Annotated in this window: 20 protein-coding genes and 2 tRNA genes; 8 read left to right on the plus strand and 14 right to left on the minus strand. The window is 63.8% G+C overall.

What is annotated here, in order from left to right:
* From QZV81_RS00295 to QZV81_RS00305, 3 genes are read right to left on the minus strand one after another with little or no spacing between them, the layout of a single operon-like run.
* Entirely contained in the window at positions 1 to 642 is a 642-nt protein-coding gene (locus tag QZV81_RS00295) for a gamma-glutamyl-gamma-aminobutyrate hydrolase family protein (RefSeq protein ID WP_292830755.1), read from the minus strand.
* Positions 635 to 793, minus strand: a complete 159-nt coding sequence (locus QZV81_RS00300; RefSeq protein WP_292830758.1) for a hypothetical protein — start codon at positions 791 to 793, stop codon at positions 635 to 637. The genes QZV81_RS00295 and QZV81_RS00300 overlap by 8 nt, the downstream gene beginning before the upstream one ends.
* Positions 793 to 1,569 (minus strand): class E sortase, encoded by a 777-nt coding sequence (locus QZV81_RS00305; protein ID WP_292830760.1) that lies wholly within the window; start codon positions 1,567 to 1,569, stop codon positions 793 to 795. The genes QZV81_RS00300 and QZV81_RS00305 overlap by 1 nt, the downstream gene beginning before the upstream one ends.
* 56 nt (positions 1,570 to 1,625) lie before the next feature.
* On the opposite strand from QZV81_RS00305, the gene QZV81_RS00310 reads away from it, so the two are divergent.
* Complete coding sequence (locus QZV81_RS00310; protein WP_292830763.1) at positions 1,626 to 1,865, plus strand: cell division protein CrgA; 240 nt, start codon at positions 1,626 to 1,628, stop codon at positions 1,863 to 1,865.
* Positions 1,866 to 1,963: 98 nt separating this feature from the next.
* Here QZV81_RS00310 and QZV81_RS00315 read toward each other — a convergent pair whose 3' ends face one another.
* Both QZV81_RS00315 and QZV81_RS00320 read right to left on the minus strand, forming a co-directional pair.
* Positions 1,964 to 2,809: a rhomboid family intramembrane serine protease gene (locus QZV81_RS00315; RefSeq protein WP_292830766.1), complete on the minus strand. Its 846-nt coding sequence runs from the start codon at positions 2,807 to 2,809 to the stop codon at positions 1,964 to 1,966.
* A gap of 31 nt (positions 2,810 to 2,840) precedes the next feature.
* Positions 2,841 to 3,398: a peptidylprolyl isomerase gene (locus QZV81_RS00320; RefSeq protein WP_292830769.1), complete on the minus strand. Its 558-nt coding sequence runs from the start codon at positions 3,396 to 3,398 to the stop codon at positions 2,841 to 2,843.
* A 91-nt stretch (positions 3,399 to 3,489) separates the two neighbouring features.
* Here QZV81_RS00320 and QZV81_RS00325 point away from each other — a divergent pair, with 91 nt between their 5' ends.
* Positions 3,490 to 4,065: a DNA helicase gene (locus tag QZV81_RS00325; RefSeq protein ID WP_292830772.1), complete on the plus strand. Its 576-nt coding sequence runs from the start codon at positions 3,490 to 3,492 to the stop codon at positions 4,063 to 4,065.
* A 54-nt stretch (positions 4,066 to 4,119) separates the two neighbouring features.
* Here the strand turns inward: QZV81_RS00325 and QZV81_RS00330 are convergent.
* The 9 genes from QZV81_RS00330 to dnaA form a co-directional block, all read right to left on the minus strand.
* Positions 4,120 to 4,192: transfer RNA gene (locus QZV81_RS00330), tRNA-Ala, on the minus strand.
* Positions 4,193 to 4,200: 8 nt separating this feature from the next.
* Positions 4,201 to 4,277 (minus strand) — tRNA-Ile (locus QZV81_RS00335).
* Positions 4,278 to 4,345: 68 nt separating this feature from the next.
* Positions 4,346 to 4,747 carry a DUF3566 domain-containing protein gene (locus QZV81_RS00340; RefSeq protein ID WP_292830775.1) on the minus strand — a complete coding sequence of 134 codons (402 nt, stop codon included), beginning with the start codon at positions 4,745 to 4,747 and terminating at the stop codon, positions 4,346 to 4,348.
* Positions 4,744 to 7,332 (minus strand): DNA gyrase subunit A, encoded by a 2,589-nt coding sequence (gene gyrA, locus QZV81_RS00345; RefSeq protein ID WP_292830778.1) that lies wholly within the window; start codon positions 7,330 to 7,332, stop codon positions 4,744 to 4,746. The genes QZV81_RS00340 and gyrA overlap by 4 nt, the downstream gene beginning before the upstream one ends.
* A gap of 10 nt (positions 7,333 to 7,342) precedes the next feature.
* Entirely contained in the window at positions 7,343 to 9,376 is a 2,034-nt protein-coding gene (gene gyrB, locus QZV81_RS00350) for a DNA topoisomerase (ATP-hydrolyzing) subunit B (RefSeq protein WP_292830781.1), read from the minus strand.
* Between the two features lie 111 nt (positions 9,377 to 9,487).
* A complete protein-coding gene (locus tag QZV81_RS00355) occupies positions 9,488 to 9,985 on the minus strand; it encodes a DciA family protein (RefSeq protein ID WP_292830784.1) in 498 nt (165 codons plus the stop codon).
* Positions 9,978 to 11,159 carry a DNA replication/repair protein RecF gene (gene recF, locus QZV81_RS00360; RefSeq protein WP_292830787.1) on the minus strand — a complete coding sequence of 394 codons (1,182 nt, stop codon included), beginning with the start codon at positions 11,157 to 11,159 and terminating at the stop codon, positions 9,978 to 9,980. Before recF ends, QZV81_RS00355 begins: the two co-directional genes overlap by 8 nt.
* A gap of 37 nt (positions 11,160 to 11,196) precedes the next feature.
* The gene (gene dnaN, locus QZV81_RS00365; protein WP_292830790.1) at positions 11,197 to 12,339 is read right to left on the minus strand and encodes a DNA polymerase III subunit beta; all 1,143 of its coding nucleotides are present in this window, start codon (positions 12,337 to 12,339) and stop codon (positions 11,197 to 11,199) included.
* A 369-nt stretch (positions 12,340 to 12,708) separates the two neighbouring features.
* Positions 12,709 to 14,070 carry a chromosomal replication initiator protein DnaA gene (gene dnaA / locus QZV81_RS00370; RefSeq protein WP_292830808.1) on the minus strand — a complete coding sequence of 454 codons (1,362 nt, stop codon included), beginning with the start codon at positions 14,068 to 14,070 and terminating at the stop codon, positions 12,709 to 12,711.
* Positions 14,071 to 14,440: 370 nt separating this feature from the next.
* On the opposite strand from dnaA, the gene rpmH reads away from it, so the two are divergent.
* The 6 genes from rpmH to rsmG are packed head-to-tail and all read left to right on the plus strand — an operon-like array spanning position 14,441 to position 17,559.
* A complete protein-coding gene (rpmH, locus tag QZV81_RS00375; RefSeq protein WP_292830793.1) occupies positions 14,441 to 14,578 on the plus strand; it encodes a 50S ribosomal protein L34 in 138 nt (45 codons plus the stop codon).
* Positions 14,579 to 14,588: 10 nt separating this feature from the next.
* A complete protein-coding gene (gene rnpA / locus QZV81_RS00380; protein ID WP_292830796.1) occupies positions 14,589 to 14,927 on the plus strand; it encodes a ribonuclease P protein component in 339 nt (112 codons plus the stop codon).
* The gene (yidD, locus tag QZV81_RS00385) at positions 14,924 to 15,280 is read left to right on the plus strand and encodes a membrane protein insertion efficiency factor YidD (protein ID WP_292830799.1); all 357 of its coding nucleotides are present in this window, start codon (positions 14,924 to 14,926) and stop codon (positions 15,278 to 15,280) included. The genes rnpA and yidD overlap by 4 nt, the downstream gene beginning before the upstream one ends.
* 6 nt (positions 15,281 to 15,286) lie before the next feature.
* Positions 15,287 to 16,390, plus strand: coding sequence for a membrane protein insertase YidC (gene yidC / locus QZV81_RS00390; RefSeq protein ID WP_292830811.1), 1,104 nt, complete (start codon positions 15,287 to 15,289; stop codon positions 16,388 to 16,390).
* Between the two features lie 19 nt (positions 16,391 to 16,409).
* Positions 16,410 to 16,913, plus strand: a complete 504-nt coding sequence (locus QZV81_RS00395) for a R3H domain-containing nucleic acid-binding protein (RefSeq protein WP_292830802.1) — start codon at positions 16,410 to 16,412, stop codon at positions 16,911 to 16,913.
* 22 nt (positions 16,914 to 16,935) lie between these two features.
* Positions 16,936 to 17,559, plus strand: a complete 624-nt coding sequence (gene rsmG, locus QZV81_RS00400; protein ID WP_292830805.1) for a 16S rRNA (guanine(527)-N(7))-methyltransferase RsmG — start codon at positions 16,936 to 16,938, stop codon at positions 17,557 to 17,559.

Here is a 17,559-nt window from a genome sequence, read left to right on the forward strand (position 1 = left end):
TCAGCTGATCGGCCGCAGCGGATGCCGGTGGGCACCCCGGCGAGACGCACCGACAGACCCGGCGCTGTCCAACCACGTCCCCAGCAGACGGTAGCCCCCTTCGGTCAGCACGCTCTCGGGGTGGAACTGCACTCCCCACGCCGGTGCTCTGCGGTGGGCGAGACCCATGATGACGCCAGAGCTCGTCACAGCCGTCACCTCGAGCTCCGCCGGGAGCGTCTCACTCGCAACCGCGAGCGAGTGGTAACGGGTCGCGGGGAAAGGGTCGGGAAGTCCGGCGAACAGGCCTGTGCCATCGTGGTGGATCAATGAGGTGACGCCATGCCGGAGCTCCGGTGCCTCGGTGACGGTCCCGCCGCAGGCGACGGCGAGCGCCTGATGACCCAGGCATACGCCGAGCAGAGGGATGCGCGCATGCACCGCGGCCCGCACGATCGCGATCGACGCCCCCGCGCCTTCGGGTGTTCCCGGACCCGGGGAGACGAGAACTCCGGAGAAACCCGCGATCTGCTCCTCTGGGTTCGGCACGGCATCCGCTTCGACGAGGACGGTGCGTGCACCGAGCTCGAGCAGGTAGCCGATCAAGGTGTGCACGAAGCTGTCGTGGTTGTCGACGACCAGGATGCCGCCCTTATCAGCCACCGACCGTCGATTCCTGCGGGGCGACGATCTGCGATACCCAGGGGAAGGCGTACCAGAACAGTCCGTAGATCACGGCCGCGGCCAGCACGAACAGAATCACGACGCGCACCCACGCCGGCCCAGGCAGGAATCGCCACAGTGCGCCGTACATCAGGTCGGCACTCCTGCGGTGAGTGCGTCAGGGAGCCCCGCCGCGATCGGCGTGAACTCGTCGAAGACGGCGTAGGCGATGATGCGCTCGAGCAGGTTGAACTTGGGGGCGCAGCTGGTGAGCGTCAGATAGCGGCCGTTCGGCTCGACACCGACCTGCTGCGGCACCGGAAGCAGCACCTCGACCTGTGTGTCCTGCACATACTCGAGCGTGCGGAACCGGTAGGTGTACCAGCCCTCCGCGGTCTGGATGACGATCGCATCGCCGACGATGAGGCGGTCGATCGGGTCGAAGGGCTGACCCGACGTCCAGCGGTGCGCAGCGTAAGCGGTGTTGCCCACGTCGCCCGGCATGGCCGTGTCGGCGTAATGCCCGATCTCACCGAGGTCCAGGATGTCTTTGCGGCTCGTCCCACCGGCGACGGTGAACTTCCAGTCCGCCCCGAACCGCGGCACGAACATCACGCCGAACTGCTCGCCATGGGCGGGTTGTGCGCGCACGGGCACGACGACCTCGGCAGAGGCGGATTCATCCGTGGGCGCGGGTGTCGGCACGGGCATGGCGGATCCCGTCGGCATCGACCAGCTGTGCGACAGCGCGTCGGCCTCGGCGTGCTTCTGCCCGCCGATGATCATGTCGCCGATCCACATCTGCCAGACGACGAACAGCAGTGCCACGGCTCCGGCGGTCATCAGCAGTTCGCCGACCACCCCGAGAGCCGATACGCGGCGTCGCCCCTGCCGGGCATTCCTCCGCGTGGAATCACTATCCGCCATGCCCAGGATTCTATCGAGCGTAGGCTCCGGCTCGGCCGAGCGGTAGGATCGACGCCATGGCACGTTCAGGCAACGGCGACGAGAAGATCGGCGATCACACCGAGGGCGACTCCGCTCCCAACCCGGTCTGGTTCATGCCCATCATGCTGGGCCTGATGATCCTCGGGCTCGTCTGGGTGATCGTCTTCTACCTCAGCAACCAGGCCCTCCCGATCCCGGGGATCGGGCCGTGGAATCTGGTCATCGGCTTCGGGATCGCTTTCGTCGGCTTCCTGATGACGACGCGCTGGCGCTGACGCAACCACCACCGCACCTCTGCCCGGTCCGAATTACACGGGTGTGATTCATCCCCACCTGTGGATGAATCTGTGGATAACGAGAACTCTGACCCGAGTCAGCGGTAGACGAGCACCGGGATCGCAAGCAGGGCGATCAGCCCCGCCCCGACGGCGATCAGCAGCCAGATCTGACGGCGTTGCAGCCGGAGCGCGCGCGTTCGCGCGAAGATGAATCCGATCAGTGCGCCGACGAGCCCCCCGCCGATGTGCGCCTGCCACGCGATGTTCGACCCCGGCAGGAAGGTGATCAGCAGGTTGAGGCCGAGGAGCACCGCGATCGTGGTCACGTTCGCGCCGAGGTGACGGCCGATCACGAACATCGCGCCGAGCAGACCCCAGACGGCACCGGATGCGCCGACGACGACCTGTGTCGGAGCCAGCAGCGCGGTGAGCACTGATCCGCCGAGCGCGCTCAGCAGGTAGAGCGACAGGAAGCGCCACCGGCCGAGGAGGGGTTCCAGGCTTCGGCCCAGCGCCCACAGCGCGAGCATGTTCAGCGCGACGTGCCAGATTCCCGCGTGCACGAGGGTCACGGTCAGCAGCCGCCAGGGTTGGCTGTAGGCGGCGAAACCGGCGAACGCGAGCTGCGAACGCACGACATCACCGATCCCCGGGATCAGTCCGATGAGATAGAACACGCTCGTGATGATCACGAGGGTGTACGTCACGACCGGGCGGGAGTCCAGGCTCGTCGAGCGGCGACGCGGCATCCGTCTGACAGTCGCCGCCTGCTGCTGCTGTGCTTCTTTCAGGCACTCCGGGCAGATCACCCCGACCGGAAGTGGCGTCTGGCACTCGCCGCAGATCGTACGCAGACACCTCTGGCACAGCACGAAGCTCTGCCGGTCGGGATGCCGGTAGCAGAAGTTGTCCGGATTGGTCCGAAACTCGGTGTCAGTCATCCGGTCTCTGGGCTCGTCGAGAGATCGCGGGTCAGACCGCGACGACGTCGACCGAGTTCAGAACGACCGGCTCGATCGGGCGGTCACCCGCACCGGTGGGGACAGCCGCGATCGCGGCGACGACGGCGCGGGAATCGGCATCCGCCACCTCGCCGAAGATGGTGTGCTTGCCCTGCAGCCACGGCGTCGGGTCGGTCGTGATGAAGAACTGCGAGCCGTTGGTTCCTTCGGCCTTGCCGGTGATGGCATTGCGGCGGAGGCCGGCGTTGGCCATCGCGAGGATGTAGGGCTCGTTGAAGTTCAGTTCAGGGCTGATCTCGTCGTCGAAGTTGTAGCCGGGGCCGCCCACGCCCTGACCGAGCGGATCGCCGCCCTGGATCATGAAGTTCGGGATGATGCGGTGGAAGATCACGTCGGTGTACAGCGGGCCCTCGCCCGGCTTGCCGGTGCCAGGATGGGTCCAGGCCTGCGAGCCGTCGGAGAGACCGATGAAATTCTGCACAGTCCGCGGTGCGTGGTCCCCGAACAGGTTCACGACGATGTCGCCGTGGTTGGTGTGAAGTGTGGCTACGGCGGTGTGAATCGTCATGCTCACCATTCTCACATCTGTCAACCCCTGGCGCGGTCGCCGCGGTCTGGCAAGATGGAGAGAAACGTTCCCCGATCAGGGAGGTCACCCCGTGAGCGTCAGCCGTAAGCGCAAGAAAGAACTTCGCAAACTCCAGCAGCAGGCGAACAGCCTGTGGGAGTCCCAGCAGGTTCTGCTCGGTCAGGCCGGTGGCATCGCCCGCGAGGCGGGCCGCCAGCTGGGCTATTACAACCGCGAGCAGGTCGCCCCGGCGGTACAGCACGGCTACGAGAAGTACGCCGCTCCGTATGTGAGCCAGGGCGTGCAGACCGGTCGCAAGCTCTACAACACGAAGATCGTGCCCGCGGCCGGAGCGGTCGTCGGATCGGCGATGTCGATGTGGGATGTCGCCAACGACACGCGCGCGCGCCTCGCCGCCGGTCGCGGCTTCGCCGGCGTCGATCTGGCCGACCTTCAGAAGAAGGCCGACAAGTACAGCGCCAAGGCCGCCAAGCGACTCAGCGTCGCCCAACCGGCAAAGAAGTCGGGGATCGGTGCGGGCGGCGTGATCGCCATCCTCCTCGGCCTCGCCGCGGCGGCCGGGGTGGTCTATGCCGCCTGGCAGACCCTCCGTGCGGACGACGAGCTGTGGGTGGCCGACGACCCGCTGCGCGCGCCGGACGCCTGATTCAGGGCCGGTCGCTTCGCCGCTCCACAAGATTGGATCGAAGGGGTTTTCTTGTGGAGCCTAGGAGATTCGAACTCCTGACATCCGCCTTGCAAAGGCGGCGCTCTACCAACTGAGCTAAGGCCCCGGACGGGGTGGTGGGGCTACCAGGATTTGAACCTGGGACCTCTTCATTATCAGTGAAGCGCTCTAACCAACTGAGCTATAGCCCCGTCCTGAGGTCGGCGCCTGAACGCCGTCAACCTCCAAGACTTTACCCGAACCGGGGGGTAATCCGAAATCAGTTCGAGGTGAAGCCGACGAGTAGACCGCCGGTGACTTTCACCATGAAGTTGTAGATCCCGGCGATGACAGCGCCGAGCACCGTGATCACGATCAGGTTGAGGATCGCGACGATCGACGAGAACGCCATCACCTGGGGCAGGCTGACGTAGTCACTCAGAGTGAAGTTGTCATCGAATGCCTTCAGCAGTTCGTCGAGCTTGCCGATGACGCCGGTCGTGCTCATCACCATGTAGATCAGGAACGCTGCGACGATCGTGACGATCGCCAAGGCCACCGCGGCGAGGAACGACAGCTTCACAGCGGACCAGAAGTCCACGTACACCAGTCGGAGACGGACCTGTTTGGCGCTGGTCTTGCTGGACGACTTTCGCGCCAGCTTGTCGGCTACCGTGCTCATGAGTCAGTACTACTCTCTTCGGGGCTCGCAGTCGGCGTCTCGTCTGCGGCGGCGGGGGCATCTTCGGATGCCGCATCTTCGGGGGCCTCAGCCAGTCTGCGCTCACCGTTGCGGGCGATCGCGAGGATGCGATCCTCGTCGTCCGGTCGGGCGAACACGACGCCCATAGTGTCGCGTCCCTTGGCGGGGACCTCAGCCACGGCAGAGCGTACCACCTTGCCGCTGGCAAGAACCACCAAGACCTCGTCTTCCTCGCTGACCATCAGACCGCCCGCGAGGTCGCCGCGATCCTCGTTCAGTTTGGCCACCTTGATGCCGAGCCCACCACGTCCCTGCAGGCGATACTGCGCGACCGCGGTGCGCTTGGCGTAGCCGCCTTCCGTGACCACGAAGACGAATGCGTCGTCTTGCGCGACGGAGGCGGACAGCAGTGTGTCGCCCTCCCGGAACGACATTCCCTTCACACCCTCGGTGGAGCGGCCCATCGGGCGCAGCGACTCGTCGGTCGCGGTGAAGCGCAACGACATGCCCTGACGAGAGATGAGAAGGATGTCATCGGTCTCGTCGACGAGAAGTGCGCTGACGACCTCATCGCCGTCTTCCTCCTCCTGCCCCCGCAGGCGAATGGCGATGATCCCGCCCTGGCGGTTCGTGTCGTATTCGCTGAGCAGCGTCTTCTTCACCTTGCCGTCACGGGTGGCGAGCACGAGATACTGCGCGATCGTGTAGTCGCGGATGTCGAGGATCTGAGCGATCTCCTCGCCCGGCTGGAGAGCGAGGAGATTGGCGACGTGCTGACCCTTCGCATCACGACCGGCTTCGGGAACCTCATACGCCTTGCATCGGTAGACCCGCCCCTTGGTCGTGAAGAACAGGAGCCAGTGATGCGTCGTCGTGACGAAGAAGTGCTCGACGACATCGTCGGCACGCAGCTGTGCGCCTTTGACGCCCTTGCCGCCCCGGTGCTGCTGTCGGTAGTTGTCACTGCGAGTGCGCTTGATGTAGCCGGCGCGCGTCACGGTGACGACCATCTCTTCGACGGGGATCAGATCCTCCATCGACACATCGCCGTCGAAGCCGTGAAGGATGTGGGTTCGTCGCTCGTCGCCGTACTTCTCCACGATCTCGGTGAGCTCATCACGGATGATCGTGCGCTGGCGGGTCGGGTCGGCGAGAATCGCCTCCAGATCGGCGATGACCCTTTCGAGCTCGAGCGCTTCGTCGATGATCTTCTGCCGCTCCATCGCTGCCAGCCGGCGCAGCTGGAGCGCGAGGATCTCGTCGGCTTGATCCCGGTCGACGTCGAGGAGCGTCATCAGCCCGTCACGCGCCTCGTCGACGGTGGGTGAACGCCGAATGAGGGCGATGACCTCGTCGAGCTGGTCGAGGGCCTTGAGATACCCCTGCAGCGTGTGCATGCGTCGCTCCGCCTTGCGCAGCCGAAAGCCCGTGCGGCGGACGATGACCTCGATCTGGTGTTCGATCCAGTACGAGATGAACCCGTCAAGGGCGAGCGTCCGCGGAACACCGTCGACGATCGCGAGCATGTTCGCACCGAAGTTCTCCTGCAGCTGCGTGTGCTTGTACAGGTTGTTCAACACGACCTTGGCGACGGCGTCCCGCTTCAGGACGATGACAAGTCGCTGACCCGTACGGTCGCTGGTCTCATCGCGGATGTCGGCAATGCCGGTGATGCGCCCGTCACGAGCGAGGTCGCGGATCTTCAGCGCGACGTTGTCGGGGTTGACCTGGTAGGGCAGTTCGGTGATCACCAAGCACGTGCGACCCTGGATCTCTTCGACGCCGACGACGGATCGCATCGTGATGGAACCGCGGCCGGTGCGCTGCGCATCGCGGATGCCCTTGGTTCCGAGGATCTGCGCTCCGGTCGGAAAGTCGGGACCGTGCACGCGCGCCATGAGCGCTTCGAGCAGCTCGTCGCGCGTGGCATCCGGGTTCTCGAGCGCCCAGAGCGCACCAGCGGCGACCTCGCGCAGATTGTGCGGCGGGATGTTGGTGGCCATGCCGACGGCGATGCCGACCGAGCCGTTGACCAGCAGGTTCGGGAAGCGCGCCGGCAGGACCGTCGGCTCCTGCGTCTTGCCATCGTAGTTGTCTTCGAAGTCGACGGTCTCCTCGTCGATGTCGCGGACCATCTCCATCGCGAGCTGCGCCATCTTCGTCTCGGTGTACCGAGGGGCGGCCGCGCCCTGGTTTCCGGGTGAGCCGAAGTTGCCCTGACCGTCGGCGAGAGGGTACCGCAAAGACCACGGTTGGACGAGTCGGACGAGCGCGTCGTAGATCGCGGTGTCACCGTGCGGGTGATACTGACCCATCACCTCACCGACGACGCGGGCGCATTTGTTGAAACTCTTGTCCGGCCGGTATCCACCGTCGTACATGCCGTAGATGACGCGACGGTGCACGGGCTTCAGGCCATCGCGCACATCCGGCAGCGCGCGGCCGACGATGACGCTCATCGCATAGTCGAGGTAGCTGCGCTGCATCTCGACCTGAAGGTCGACCTGGTCGATGTGCCCGTGATTGTGGCCGGCGTTCACGTCCGGACGTATGTCGTCAGTCATCAGTCCTCAATCAAATGTCCAGGAATCGGACGTCCTTGGCATTGCGCTGGATGAATGTCCGGCGCGACTCCACGTCCTCACCCATCAGCACGGAGAAGATCTCATCCGCGGCGGCCGCGTCGTCGATCGTCACCTGACGCAGGGTCCGCGAATTGTGGTCCATCGTGGTTTCCCACAGCTCTTTGGGGTTCATCTCGCCGAGACCCTTGTACCGCTGGATGCCGGACTCCTTCGGAATCCGCTTCCCGTTCGCGAGGCCATCGGCCATCAGAGCGTCCCGCTCCTTGTCACTGAACACGTACTCGTGCTCGGCGTTGGTCCACTTCAGCCGATAGAGCGGCGGCATTGCGAGGTAGACGAAACCCGACTCGATCAGCCCCCGCATGTAACGGAAGAGGAGCGTGAGCAGCAGAGTCGTGATGTGCTGGCCGTCGACGTCCGCGTCGGCCATCAGAACGATCTTGTGGTAGCGGACCTTCTCGACATCGAAGTCCTCACCGATCCCGCATCCGAATGCCGCGATGATCGCCTGGATCTCGTTGTTGCCGAGCGCACGATCCAGCCGCGCCTTCTCGACGTTGAGCACTTTGCCGCGCAGCGACAGGATCGCCTGTGTCTCGGGATCACGACCCCGCACCGCCGAGCCTCCGGCGGAATCGCCCTCGACCAGGAAGATCTCACTGATCGATGGATCCTTGCTCGTGCAATCCTTGAGCTTGTCGGGCATGGAGGCCGACTCGAAGACACTCTTGCGCCGCGCGGTCTCGCGCGCCTTGCGCGCCGCCAGGCGCGCGGTCGCGGCATCGATCGCCTTCGTGATGACGCGCTTCGCCTGCACCGGATTGCGATCAAGCCAGTCGGTGAGCTGGTCGCCGACGACCTTCTGGACGAACGCCTTCGCCTCGGTGTTGCCGAGCTTCGTCTTGGTCTGACCCTCGAACTGCGGTTCGGACAGCTTCACCGAGATGACGGCCGTCAGCCCCTCACGAATGTCTTCGCCGGTGAGGTTGTCGTCCTTCTCTTTCAGGAGGCCCTTCTCACGGGCGTACTTGTTGATGTAGGTGGTCATCGCCGCGCGGAAGCCCTCTTCGTGCGTGCCACCCTCGTGGGTGTTGATCGTGTTGGCGAAAGTGAAGACGTTCTCGGTGTAGCTCGTGGTCCACTGCATCGCGAGCTCGAGCGAGATGTGCCGGACGGTGTCTTCTGCCTCGATCTCGATGATCTCGTCGTTGACGACGTCGGCCTTCCGCACCCTGTTGAGGTACTCGACATAGTCGACCAACCCGCGCTCGTAGAGGAAGTCATCGTGCGGCTGCACCGTGACCGCCGTGCCGTCCTCATCGATGACGTAGGCGGAATCGGGGCGGAGATCGTTCAGCGTGATCCGGAGCCCCTTGTTCAAGAAGGCGGTCTGCTGGAACCGAGTGCGCAGAGTGTCGTAATCGAAGTCGACGGTCTCGAAGATCCCGGCATCCGGCCAGAAGGTGATGGTCGTTCCGGTCTCTTCCGTCTCCTCCTCCTGCGCAAGCGGAGCCACGGGAGTGCCGCCGTCGCGGAAGGTCTGCCGCCACGCATGACCCTGGCGCTTGACGGTGACATCGAGTCGTGTGGACAGTGCGTTGACAACAGACGAACCCACTCCGTGCAGGCCACCCGAGACGGCGTATCCGCCACCTCCGAACTTGCCGCCGGCGTGGAGAACGGTGAGGACGACCTCGACGGTCGACTTGCCCTCGGCTTTGTGGATGTCGACCGGGATACCGCGACCATTGTCGACCACCCGGAGAGCGCCGTCCTCGAGGATCGTGACATGAATCGTGTCGCAGTACCCGGCGAGCGCTTCGTCGACGGAGTTGTCGACGATCTCGTAGACAAGGTGGTGGAGTCCGCGCTCACCCGTCGAACCGATGTACATCCCGGGGCGCTTGCGCACTGCTTCAAGGCCCTCGAGCACCTGGATCTCGTCGGCCCCGTAGTCGTTGTGCACCTTCTGCGACGGAGTGGGGAGCGCCTCGGGAATGCTGTCAGGGGTTTCAGACGTCATTTGTTCGAGCACTCCAGACCGAATCGAAGAATCTCTCCATGCTATCCCCTCCGCGCCCGCTGAACGGCCCTGTGGCGCGCGGAAATGAGACTGGACTCCGCAGGACGTGGATTACCCGTAGGTATCGCGAGGACCCCGCCCTGGAACGGCTCTGGGGCCCCATTTCCAAGAGGGAACGTCCGGCCCGACAAAACGCACGCTCTGGACCCCGGCTTCGGGGAAGCGGCGAATGAGCTGCGTCACGATTTCCGCACGCATGAGCTGGAGGTTCTTCGCCCAGGCGGTCGAGTCGCACTGAACGGTGAGGATGCCGTCGACCAGCGCGACGGGATCGGCGTGACGGGCGGTCTCTGCACCCGTCACCTGCCCCCATTGGAGCACCAGGTCCTCGCGGGCGAGCTGCGATTCCCAGCCGGCTTGTCGCGTGAGGTCTGCCAACACGTCGCCGACACCCCTGGGGTCACGACCGGGAGCAAAGGGCAACTTGTCATCATCGACGTCGCCGCGCTTCCTGCGACGCCGTACTGTGCGCGCCGATGGTTCGAGTCCGCGCAGCCGAAGGTAGGTCGCGACGGTCTCCGGTACGGCGGGGAGGATGGGATCAGTCATCATCGACCTCCTGAATCGTACCGGCGACGACTCGAACGGTATGTGCTCGCAGCACCGACGGCACATCATCTTGGACCGCAGCCGTGACGATGACCTGCTCGAAATCTGCCACGAGCCCGGCCAATCGCCTGCGCCGGTCGGCATCGAGCTCAGCGAAGACATCGTCGAGGATCAGCACAGGGTCGCCGAGCTGTGATCGGGCGCGCAGCAGTCGCGCCGACGCGAGTCGCAACGCAAGTGCGATCGACCACGATTCTCCGTGTGAGGCGTAGCCCTTCACCGGAAGCCCCCGCACACGCAGCAGAAGATCATCGCGATGTGGTCCGACGAGAGTGAGGGCCCGGTCGAGTTCCTGCGAACGTTTCGCAACGAGAGACTGGCGGAAAGCCGCAGCGATCTCATCCACGCTCGGCCCGACGGTCCCCGTGCCCAGCGGCGAAGAATCCAGCTCAGCACCCTCGTCCGCCGAATCAGCGCCGTGGATCGTCAGACTCCACTCCAGCTCGGGGTGATGATCCTCACCGGCGATCGCCGCGTAGGCTTCGACGACCGGCGCTGACAGATCGGCGGCGATCGCGAGTCGTGCACGGATGACCTCGGTGCCCAGGTTCACGAGTTTGTCATCCCAGACCCCGAGTGTGGAAAGTCCCTCACCGCGTACGCTCCGAGATCGCGCCGACTTCAGGAGGGCGTTGCGCTGCTTCAGAACCCGATCGTAGTCGGCGAGCACTCCAGCCATCCGAGGTGAGCGCTGGACGAGCAACTGGTCGGCGAAACGCCGACGTGAGGAAGGATCGCCACGCACGATCTGCAGGTCTTCGGGAGCGAACAGCACCACCTGGGCATATCGAGGGAGCTCTGCGGGTCGCACTGCCGCGCCGTTGACCCGCGCCCTGTTGGAGCCGGAACGGTTGAGCTGTACCTCGAGGACGATGCGCCGATCTCCGTGGGCGAGACGGGCGCGGATGATCGCGGCGTCTGCTCCATCACGGACCATCGGCGCATCTTGCGAGACGCGGTGCGAACCGAGCGTCGCGAGAAAGGCGATCGCCTCCGCCAGATTTGTCTTGCCCTGACCGTTCCGGCCGATGAGGACGTTCGCGCCGGCGGTCAGAGCCACATCGGCAGCCGCATAGTTGCGGAAGTCGACAAGGCTCAGCTGCTCGACGATCACCGGATCAGCCTAGGCACCGCGACAGACACTGCTGTCGTCAGCGCAGAAGCAGGTTCGGCTGCAGCAGATACTTGAAGCTCTCGGGACCACCTGAGGTCTGCGGGGTGATGAGGACCGGGCTCAGCTTGTTCGCGTTTTCGCTCGAGGTGAAAGTGATCCGGGTGAATTCGCTCTTGACGGCGCCGAGCGCCTCGAGCAGGTACTGCGGATTGAGACCCAGCGTGACATCCTCACCCATGAGCGTCGCGTCCACCGACTCGGAGGCGCGAGCCTGTTCGGTGCCGGAGGCATCCATCGAGACGCCCTCTTCGCTGAAGGTGAATCGCAAAGGAGCGGATCGATCAAGGACGAGCGACACGCGCCGAACGGCTTCGACGAGTTCGGCCGTGTTCACGACGGCGTAGTGATCAGTCTGATCGGGGAAGAGGCGCCGAACCGGAGGAAAGTTGCCCTTGATCAGCAATGATGTGACCGTTTTGTTCGCCGCGGTGAAAGCGATGATCTCTCGATCCCCGGAACCGGAGAAGGAGATCTTGATGTCACCGGAGTGAGCGAAGGTCTTTCCGACTTCGGTGAGCGTTCGTGCCGGCACGAGTGCTGTCACGGCTTCGCCGATCGCGACGCTTCCGCTATCCCATGAGACGTCCCGCAGAGCCACGCGGTAGCGATCGGTTGCGACCAGACTCAGCTGCGTGCCGGCGACTTCGAGCTGCACACCCGTCAGCACGGGAGTCACATCATCGCGTGATGCGGCGAAGGCGACCTGGGCGATCGCCGTCGCAAACTCCTCCGCGGGCACGAGACCGGATTCGCCGGACACCTCGGGAATCGCGGGGTATTCCTGCACGGGCATCGACGCGAGAGTGAAGCGGGCAGATCCGCACGTCAACACGATTCCCTCGTCATCTCCGACCTCTATCTGGACAGGTGCGTTCGGCAGGCGGCTCGCGATCTCGGACAGCAGACGCCCGTGGACGAGGATCGTACCGGGAGTGTCGACACTGGCTTCGATCGTTGTGCGCGCCGACGCTTCATAATCGAATGCTGCGAGCGACAGACCTTCGTCTGATGCCTCGATCAGCACACCGGCCAGGATGGGCTGAGGGTTTCGCTGCGGCAGGAGCTTGACGACGAACGACACGGCCTCGCTGAACACGTCGCGATTCACGTGGAACTTCACTGGCGCTCCCTCGGGTCGACTAAAGCCCTCTCATGCTAGTGCCCTCGTCGGCCGGATGCGGCAGGGCCGTCACGAACGGCTGATGCGACGTTTCGGTGATCGAACGGGTTTCTCTGGGAAAGGTGTCTGTCTTCTTGTTAACCCCTGTGGAAACTGTGGATAAGTCGGCGGAGGCGTGTCGGGACACCGGAACGACACGCTTGTAACTTGTGGGCGAGCTGCGGAGAACCGTCATCGGGGGCAGTTCTCGACACGAGGTCTGCTCCCGCCTCCTCCACAGGGAATCGTCATCCGTTCACAGAAGTACGTGTCCGTCACCGAGTTATCCACAACTTGTCCACACTGTGAAAAACGCGCGATTGCGGCCCGTCAACGGCCGACGCGGCTGAGTAATGTCGTGATCTCGGAGACCTGGTTGTAGATCGACCGGCGTTCCTTCATCAGGTCTGCGATCTTCTTGCAGGCATACATCACGGTCGTGTGATCTCGGTTTCCGAACAGCTGACCGATCTTCGGCAACGACAGGCTCGTGCGTTCGCGACAGAGGTACATCGCGATCTGTCGAGCCGTCGCAATCGATTGTGATCGACTGGAGCCGTAGAGGTCATCTACGGAGAGCCGGAAGTACTGGGCCGTCGCGGTGATGATGTCGGTCGGCGAGATGATGTTCGCGTCGTCGGTGTCCACGATGTCGCGCAGCACTGTCTGGGCGAGAGAGATGTCGAGGCTCGAGCGATTCAAGCTGGCGAAGGCCGAGACTCGGATGAGGGCGCCTTCGAGCTCGCGGATGTTCGAGGACACCTTCGTGGCGATGTACTCCAGAACGTCGTCGGGGACGAGGAGTCTCTCGGACTGTGCCTTCTTGCGGAGAATGGCGATTCGTGTTTCGAGATCGGGTGCCTGGACGTCCGTGATCAGGCCCCACTCGAACCGGCTGCGCATCCGGTCTTCGAATCCGGTGAGCTGCCGCGGCGGCACATCACTGGTGATCACGACCTGCTTGTCATGATCGTGCAGCGTGTTGAATGTATGGAAGAAGGCTTCCTGGGTCTCTTGCCGGCCCTGCAGAAACTGGATGTCATCGATCAGGAGGATGTCGACATCTCGGTAGCGTGCCTGGAACGCGGAGCCCCGGTTGTTGGCGATCGAATTGATGAAGTCGTTCGTGAACTCTTCGCTCGAGACGTACCGAACCCGGATTCCCGTGTAGAGGCTGAGTGCATAGTCACCGATTGCATGCAGGAGGTGAGTCTTCCCCAATCCTGAGTCGCCGTAGATGAAGAGCGGGTTGTATGCCTTCGCCGGGGCTTCTGCCACGGCGACGGCCGCCGCGTGTGCGAAGCGGTTCGATTGACCGACGACGAAGTTGTCGAAGCTGTACTTGGGGTTCAGCTGGGTGTCGCTGCGGGCGGATGATGCTCCCTGATCGGCATACTCTTCCGACGCGGGACGGAGGGCCGTGATCTGGGGGGCGGCCGACTGGACGGGCACCGGTGCGGTGTCGTGCGCGTCGGCGATCTCTGGGTTCACCACGACACGAAACGATGTTGCGGATGGCTGCACATCGACTTTCGTCAGGGCCTCCATGATCGGAGCACGCAGGCGCTTGTTCAGCTGCGCAGCCGTCAGATCATTGGGCACATCGAGATAGAGGGTGCCGCCCATCACGCCCTGGGCGACGGCCAGGCTCACGAAACCCTGGAGTTGCGGAGTGACCCTCTCGTCGCGCATGAGTTCATCGAGCACGGCGATCCAGACCGGGACATCCGGAACTTCGTGCTGAGACATGTCCCTCCCGGGAGGTGATTGGTGAAGCGAGGGTGACCGCCACTGGTCCACCGGTCCACAGCTGTGGATAACTATCCGTGACACGCTAGCCAGCGAGGGTGTCCGGCGCAAAATCCACTGTAGGTGCGGGCCGCGTGTCGTCGCCAGATGCCGATCTTGATCGGTGGATAATGCGTGACCGATTTCGTCAGTTTGAGTTTCGGACCTTCTCGACGTAGCCTTAATCGGTTGACTTATGCCCGCATGGGCAGTCCCTGTAACCCGTGTCCCCGGTCTAGAGCGTTCCGGTGACCGCCGATCCGGAGTGATCCTCATGACCAAGCGCACGTTCCAGCCCAACAACCGCCGCCGGGCCAAGAAGCACGGCTTCCGTGCACGCATGCGCACCCGCGCCGGCCGCGGTATCCTTTCGGCTCGCCGCGCCAAAGGCCGCGCCGAGCTGTCGGCCTGATCCGAAACCCGTGCTGGCGCGCGGGAACCGGATCACCCGGGGCGACGATTACCGATCCGTCGTGCGGGGAGGCTCCCGCTGTTCCGGTCCGCGAACGGTGACATACGTGGTCAACACCTTCGAAGAACGATCGCCGAGGTTTGGCTTCATCGTCAGTAAGCAAGTGGGGAACGCTGTGACCCGCAACACCGTGCGCCGCCGGCTCAAGGCTGTGTGCGCCGAAGCGGTGCCCGGAGTGCGCGCGGGTGCAGATGTCGTCATCCGTGCGCTGCCGTCCGCTGCGACTGCCGACTATCAGCAGCTGCGCGACGAGGTCACTCGATGCCTCGAGCGGAAAGCGGCGGCGTGAGCGCTTCAACTCTTCCCGTTTCAGCGACTGGAGATGGAGCGGTCGCGGCTTCCGATGCTCTGCGCGGCATCCCTCTCCTTCCTCGAAACGTCGTGCTCGCCGCTCTTCACGGATATCGCGCGACGATCTCCCACGTCTACGGCGACGTGTGCAAGTACTACCCTTCGTGCTCGGCTTACGCCGTCGGCGCTGTGCAGCAGCACGGAGTGATCAAGGGTGCGGCCCTCGCGGCGGCTCGTCTCTCTCGGTGTCACCCCTGGGCTCAGGGCGGCATCGACGACGTCAAGCCGCACGCGCATTTCCGTCACGAACTGACTCCGCACGGATTCGTCGTGCCTTCCAGAAAGGACTGATCCGTGCTGGATCTTCTCTTTGCCGCTGCGACTCCGTCACCGGCTGTACCGACGCCGACGACGCCGATGCCGAGCACGGGCCTCGACTTCTTCAGCACGATCATGTGGCCCTTCAAGTTCATCGTCGAGGCGATCCTGGTGTTCTGGCACTGGGTGTTCACGTCCATCGGGATGGAAGCGGATGCCGGCGTCACGTGGGTGCTGTCGATCATCGGGCTCGTGATCGTGGTGCGTTCGGCGTTGATCCCGCTGTTCGTGCGTCAGATCAAGAGCCAACGCAAAATGATGGAGATTGCTCCTGAACTGAGAAAAGTCCAGGACAAGTACCGGGGGAAGAAGGATCAGCTCTCGCGTGAGGCGATGAGTCGCGAGACCATGGCCCTCTATAAGAAGCACGGTACGACCCCCGTGTCGAGTTGCCTGCCACTGCTTGTGCAGATGCCCATTCTGCTGGGTATGTTCTACACGCTTTCTGACGTGAAGAAGCATGCCGAATGGAGCATGGGCGGCGTCGGGCTCCTGAATGTCGACCTGACGAAGCAGTTCTACGAAGCGCAGCTCTTCGGAGTCGCTCCCCTGCACATCAACATGATCGAGGCGATGGGCGCGGGAGAAACGGTCGCCGTCGTCATCCTGATCATCCTGGTGATCCTGATGATCGCTTCGCAGTTCATCACCCAACTGCAGATCATCTCGAAGAACCTGTCACCCGAGGCCAAGACCGGCCAGGCGTACCAGATGCAGAAGATCATGCTTTACGTTCTGCCGCTCGCGTTCATCTTCTCGGGAGTCTTCTTCCCGCTGGGGGTTGTTCTGTACTGGTTCACCTCCAACATCTGGACGATGGTGCAGCAGTTCGTCGTCATCCGTAACCTGCCGACGCCGGGTTCCGACGCGGCTAAGGCGCGGGAAGAACGACTGGCTCGCAAGGGCAAGGCGCTCGACGCCCAGGGCAAGATCATCCCGCTTGAGAAGTATCAGGCTGAGCAGCAGCGTCTGTACGACGAGGCACAGAAGGCCAAGGCGCAGACCCCCAAGCGTCAGCAGCCGGTCAACAAGCAGCGCGCAAAGAAGCAGGCGCAGAAGAACAACCCACCCACGGATTCCTGAACGATTCGCGAGGATCTACATGACCACCACACCCGAACAGGACACCCTCCGTCCGACGGCGACAGTTGAACAGCTGGAGCAGGAGGGAGACGTCGCCGCCGATTTTCTCGAGGGCTTGCTTGACATCGCTGACATCGACGGTGACCTCGCCCTCGATGTCCGCGGTGGACGTGCCTACGTCTCCGTTGAGAATGAGGATGACGCGGCGCTGGCGTTGATCTCCGAGCCCGATACCGTCCAGGCGCTGCAGGAACTCACCCGCATCGCGGTCCAGACCAAGACGGGTCGCTTCTCGCGGCTCATCCTGGATGTCGGCGGTTCTCGCGGCGCGCGGCAGCTTCAGCTGCAGAAGCTTGTGGATCGCGCAATCGCGCGTCTCGACGAGGGTGTGTCTCAGGCTTCTCTGCCGGCGATGTCGAGTTACGAGCGCAAGCTCGTGCACGACATCGTCTCGGAAAGAGGCTTCGTGTCCGAGTCCTATGGCGAGGGCGCGGACCGTCACACGGTCATCCGTCGCGGCTGATGTTTCACGTGAAACATCCCTGATGCTCGAACGGGAACCTGACGCCGCTGGCGAGGTCTTCGGTGAGCGAGTGGGGCTCGCGCGACAGTTCACCACGGCGCTGGCCCAGCACGGTGAGGAGCGGGGCCTGATCGGACCCCTGGAACTCCCGCGCCTGTGGACCCGGCACATACTCAACTCGGCTGTGGCCGCTCCCCTGTTCCCCACGGGAGGCCGCGTCGGCGATGTCGGTTCCGGTGCGGGTCTCCCCGGGCTCGTGCTGGCGATCTCTCGCCCGGACGTCCACTGGGTGCTCATCGAGCCGATGGAGCGGCGTGTCACCTGGCTGAAGGAGCAGGTCGCCGAGCTTGGTCTCAACAACGTCGAAGTTCTGCGCGCTCGGGGCGAGGACTGGACGCAAGGCTCGATTCTGGATGCTGTGACCGCGCGCGCGGTGAGTAGTTTGAAGACACTGATCCCACTGACCGCGCCGCTTGTGCGCAACGGTGGCGAGCTGATTCTCCTCAAGGGCTCCAATGCGACCAATGAGATAGCCGCCGCCGCGAAGCAGATCCGCAGCTTCCGTCTGTCGAATGTCCGCGTCGAGCCGGTCGGCGACGGCGTGATCTCGGAGCCGACCCGCGTGATCCGAGCCACGGTTCGCTAG

It is taken from the genome of Microbacterium sp. (assembly GCF_011620665.1).
GTDB lineage: Bacteria > Actinomycetota > Actinomycetes > Actinomycetales > Microbacteriaceae > Microbacterium.

Bases quoted from the DNA above. Each gene is read 5' to 3' on its own strand.
- gyrB (WP_292830781.1), bottom strand. From the start codon at position 9,376: ATGACGTCTGAAACCCCTGACAGCATTCCCGAGGCGCTCCCCACTCCG.
- QZV81_RS00305 (WP_292830760.1), bottom strand. From the start codon at position 1,569: ATGGCGGATAGTGATTCCACGCGGAGGAATGCCCGGCAGGGGCGACGC.
- QZV81_RS00355 (WP_292830784.1), bottom strand. From the start codon at position 9,985: ATGACTGATCCCATCCTCCCCGCCGTACCGGAGACCGTCGCGACCTAC.
- QZV81_RS00300 (WP_292830758.1), bottom strand. From the start codon at position 793: ATGTACGGCGCACTGTGGCGATTCCTGCCTGGGCCGGCGTGGGTGCGC.
- QZV81_RS00310 (WP_292830763.1), top strand. From the start codon at position 1,626: ATGGCACGTTCAGGCAACGGCGACGAGAAGATCGGCGATCACACCGAG.
- QZV81_RS00320 (WP_292830769.1), bottom strand. From the start codon at position 3,398: ATGACGATTCACACCGCCGTAGCCACACTTCACACCAACCACGGCGAC.
- rpmH (WP_292830793.1), top strand. From the start codon at position 14,441: ATGACCAAGCGCACGTTCCAGCCCAACAACCGCCGCCGGGCCAAGAAG.
- dnaA (WP_292830808.1), bottom strand. From the start codon at position 14,070: ATGCGCGACGAGAGGGTCACTCCGCAACTCCAGGGTTTCGTGAGCCTG.
- rsmG (WP_292830805.1), top strand. From the start codon at position 16,936: ATGCTCGAACGGGAACCTGACGCCGCTGGCGAGGTCTTCGGTGAGCGA.
- QZV81_RS00315 (WP_292830766.1), bottom strand. From the start codon at position 2,809: ATGACTGACACCGAGTTTCGGACCAATCCGGACAACTTCTGCTACCGG.
- QZV81_RS00340 (WP_292830775.1), bottom strand. From the start codon at position 4,747: ATGAGCACGGTAGCCGACAAGCTGGCGCGAAAGTCGTCCAGCAAGACC.
- QZV81_RS00395 (WP_292830802.1), top strand. From the start codon at position 16,410: ATGACCACCACACCCGAACAGGACACCCTCCGTCCGACGGCGACAGTT.
- gyrA (WP_292830778.1), bottom strand. From the start codon at position 7,332: ATGACTGACGACATACGTCCGGACGTGAACGCCGGCCACAATCACGGG.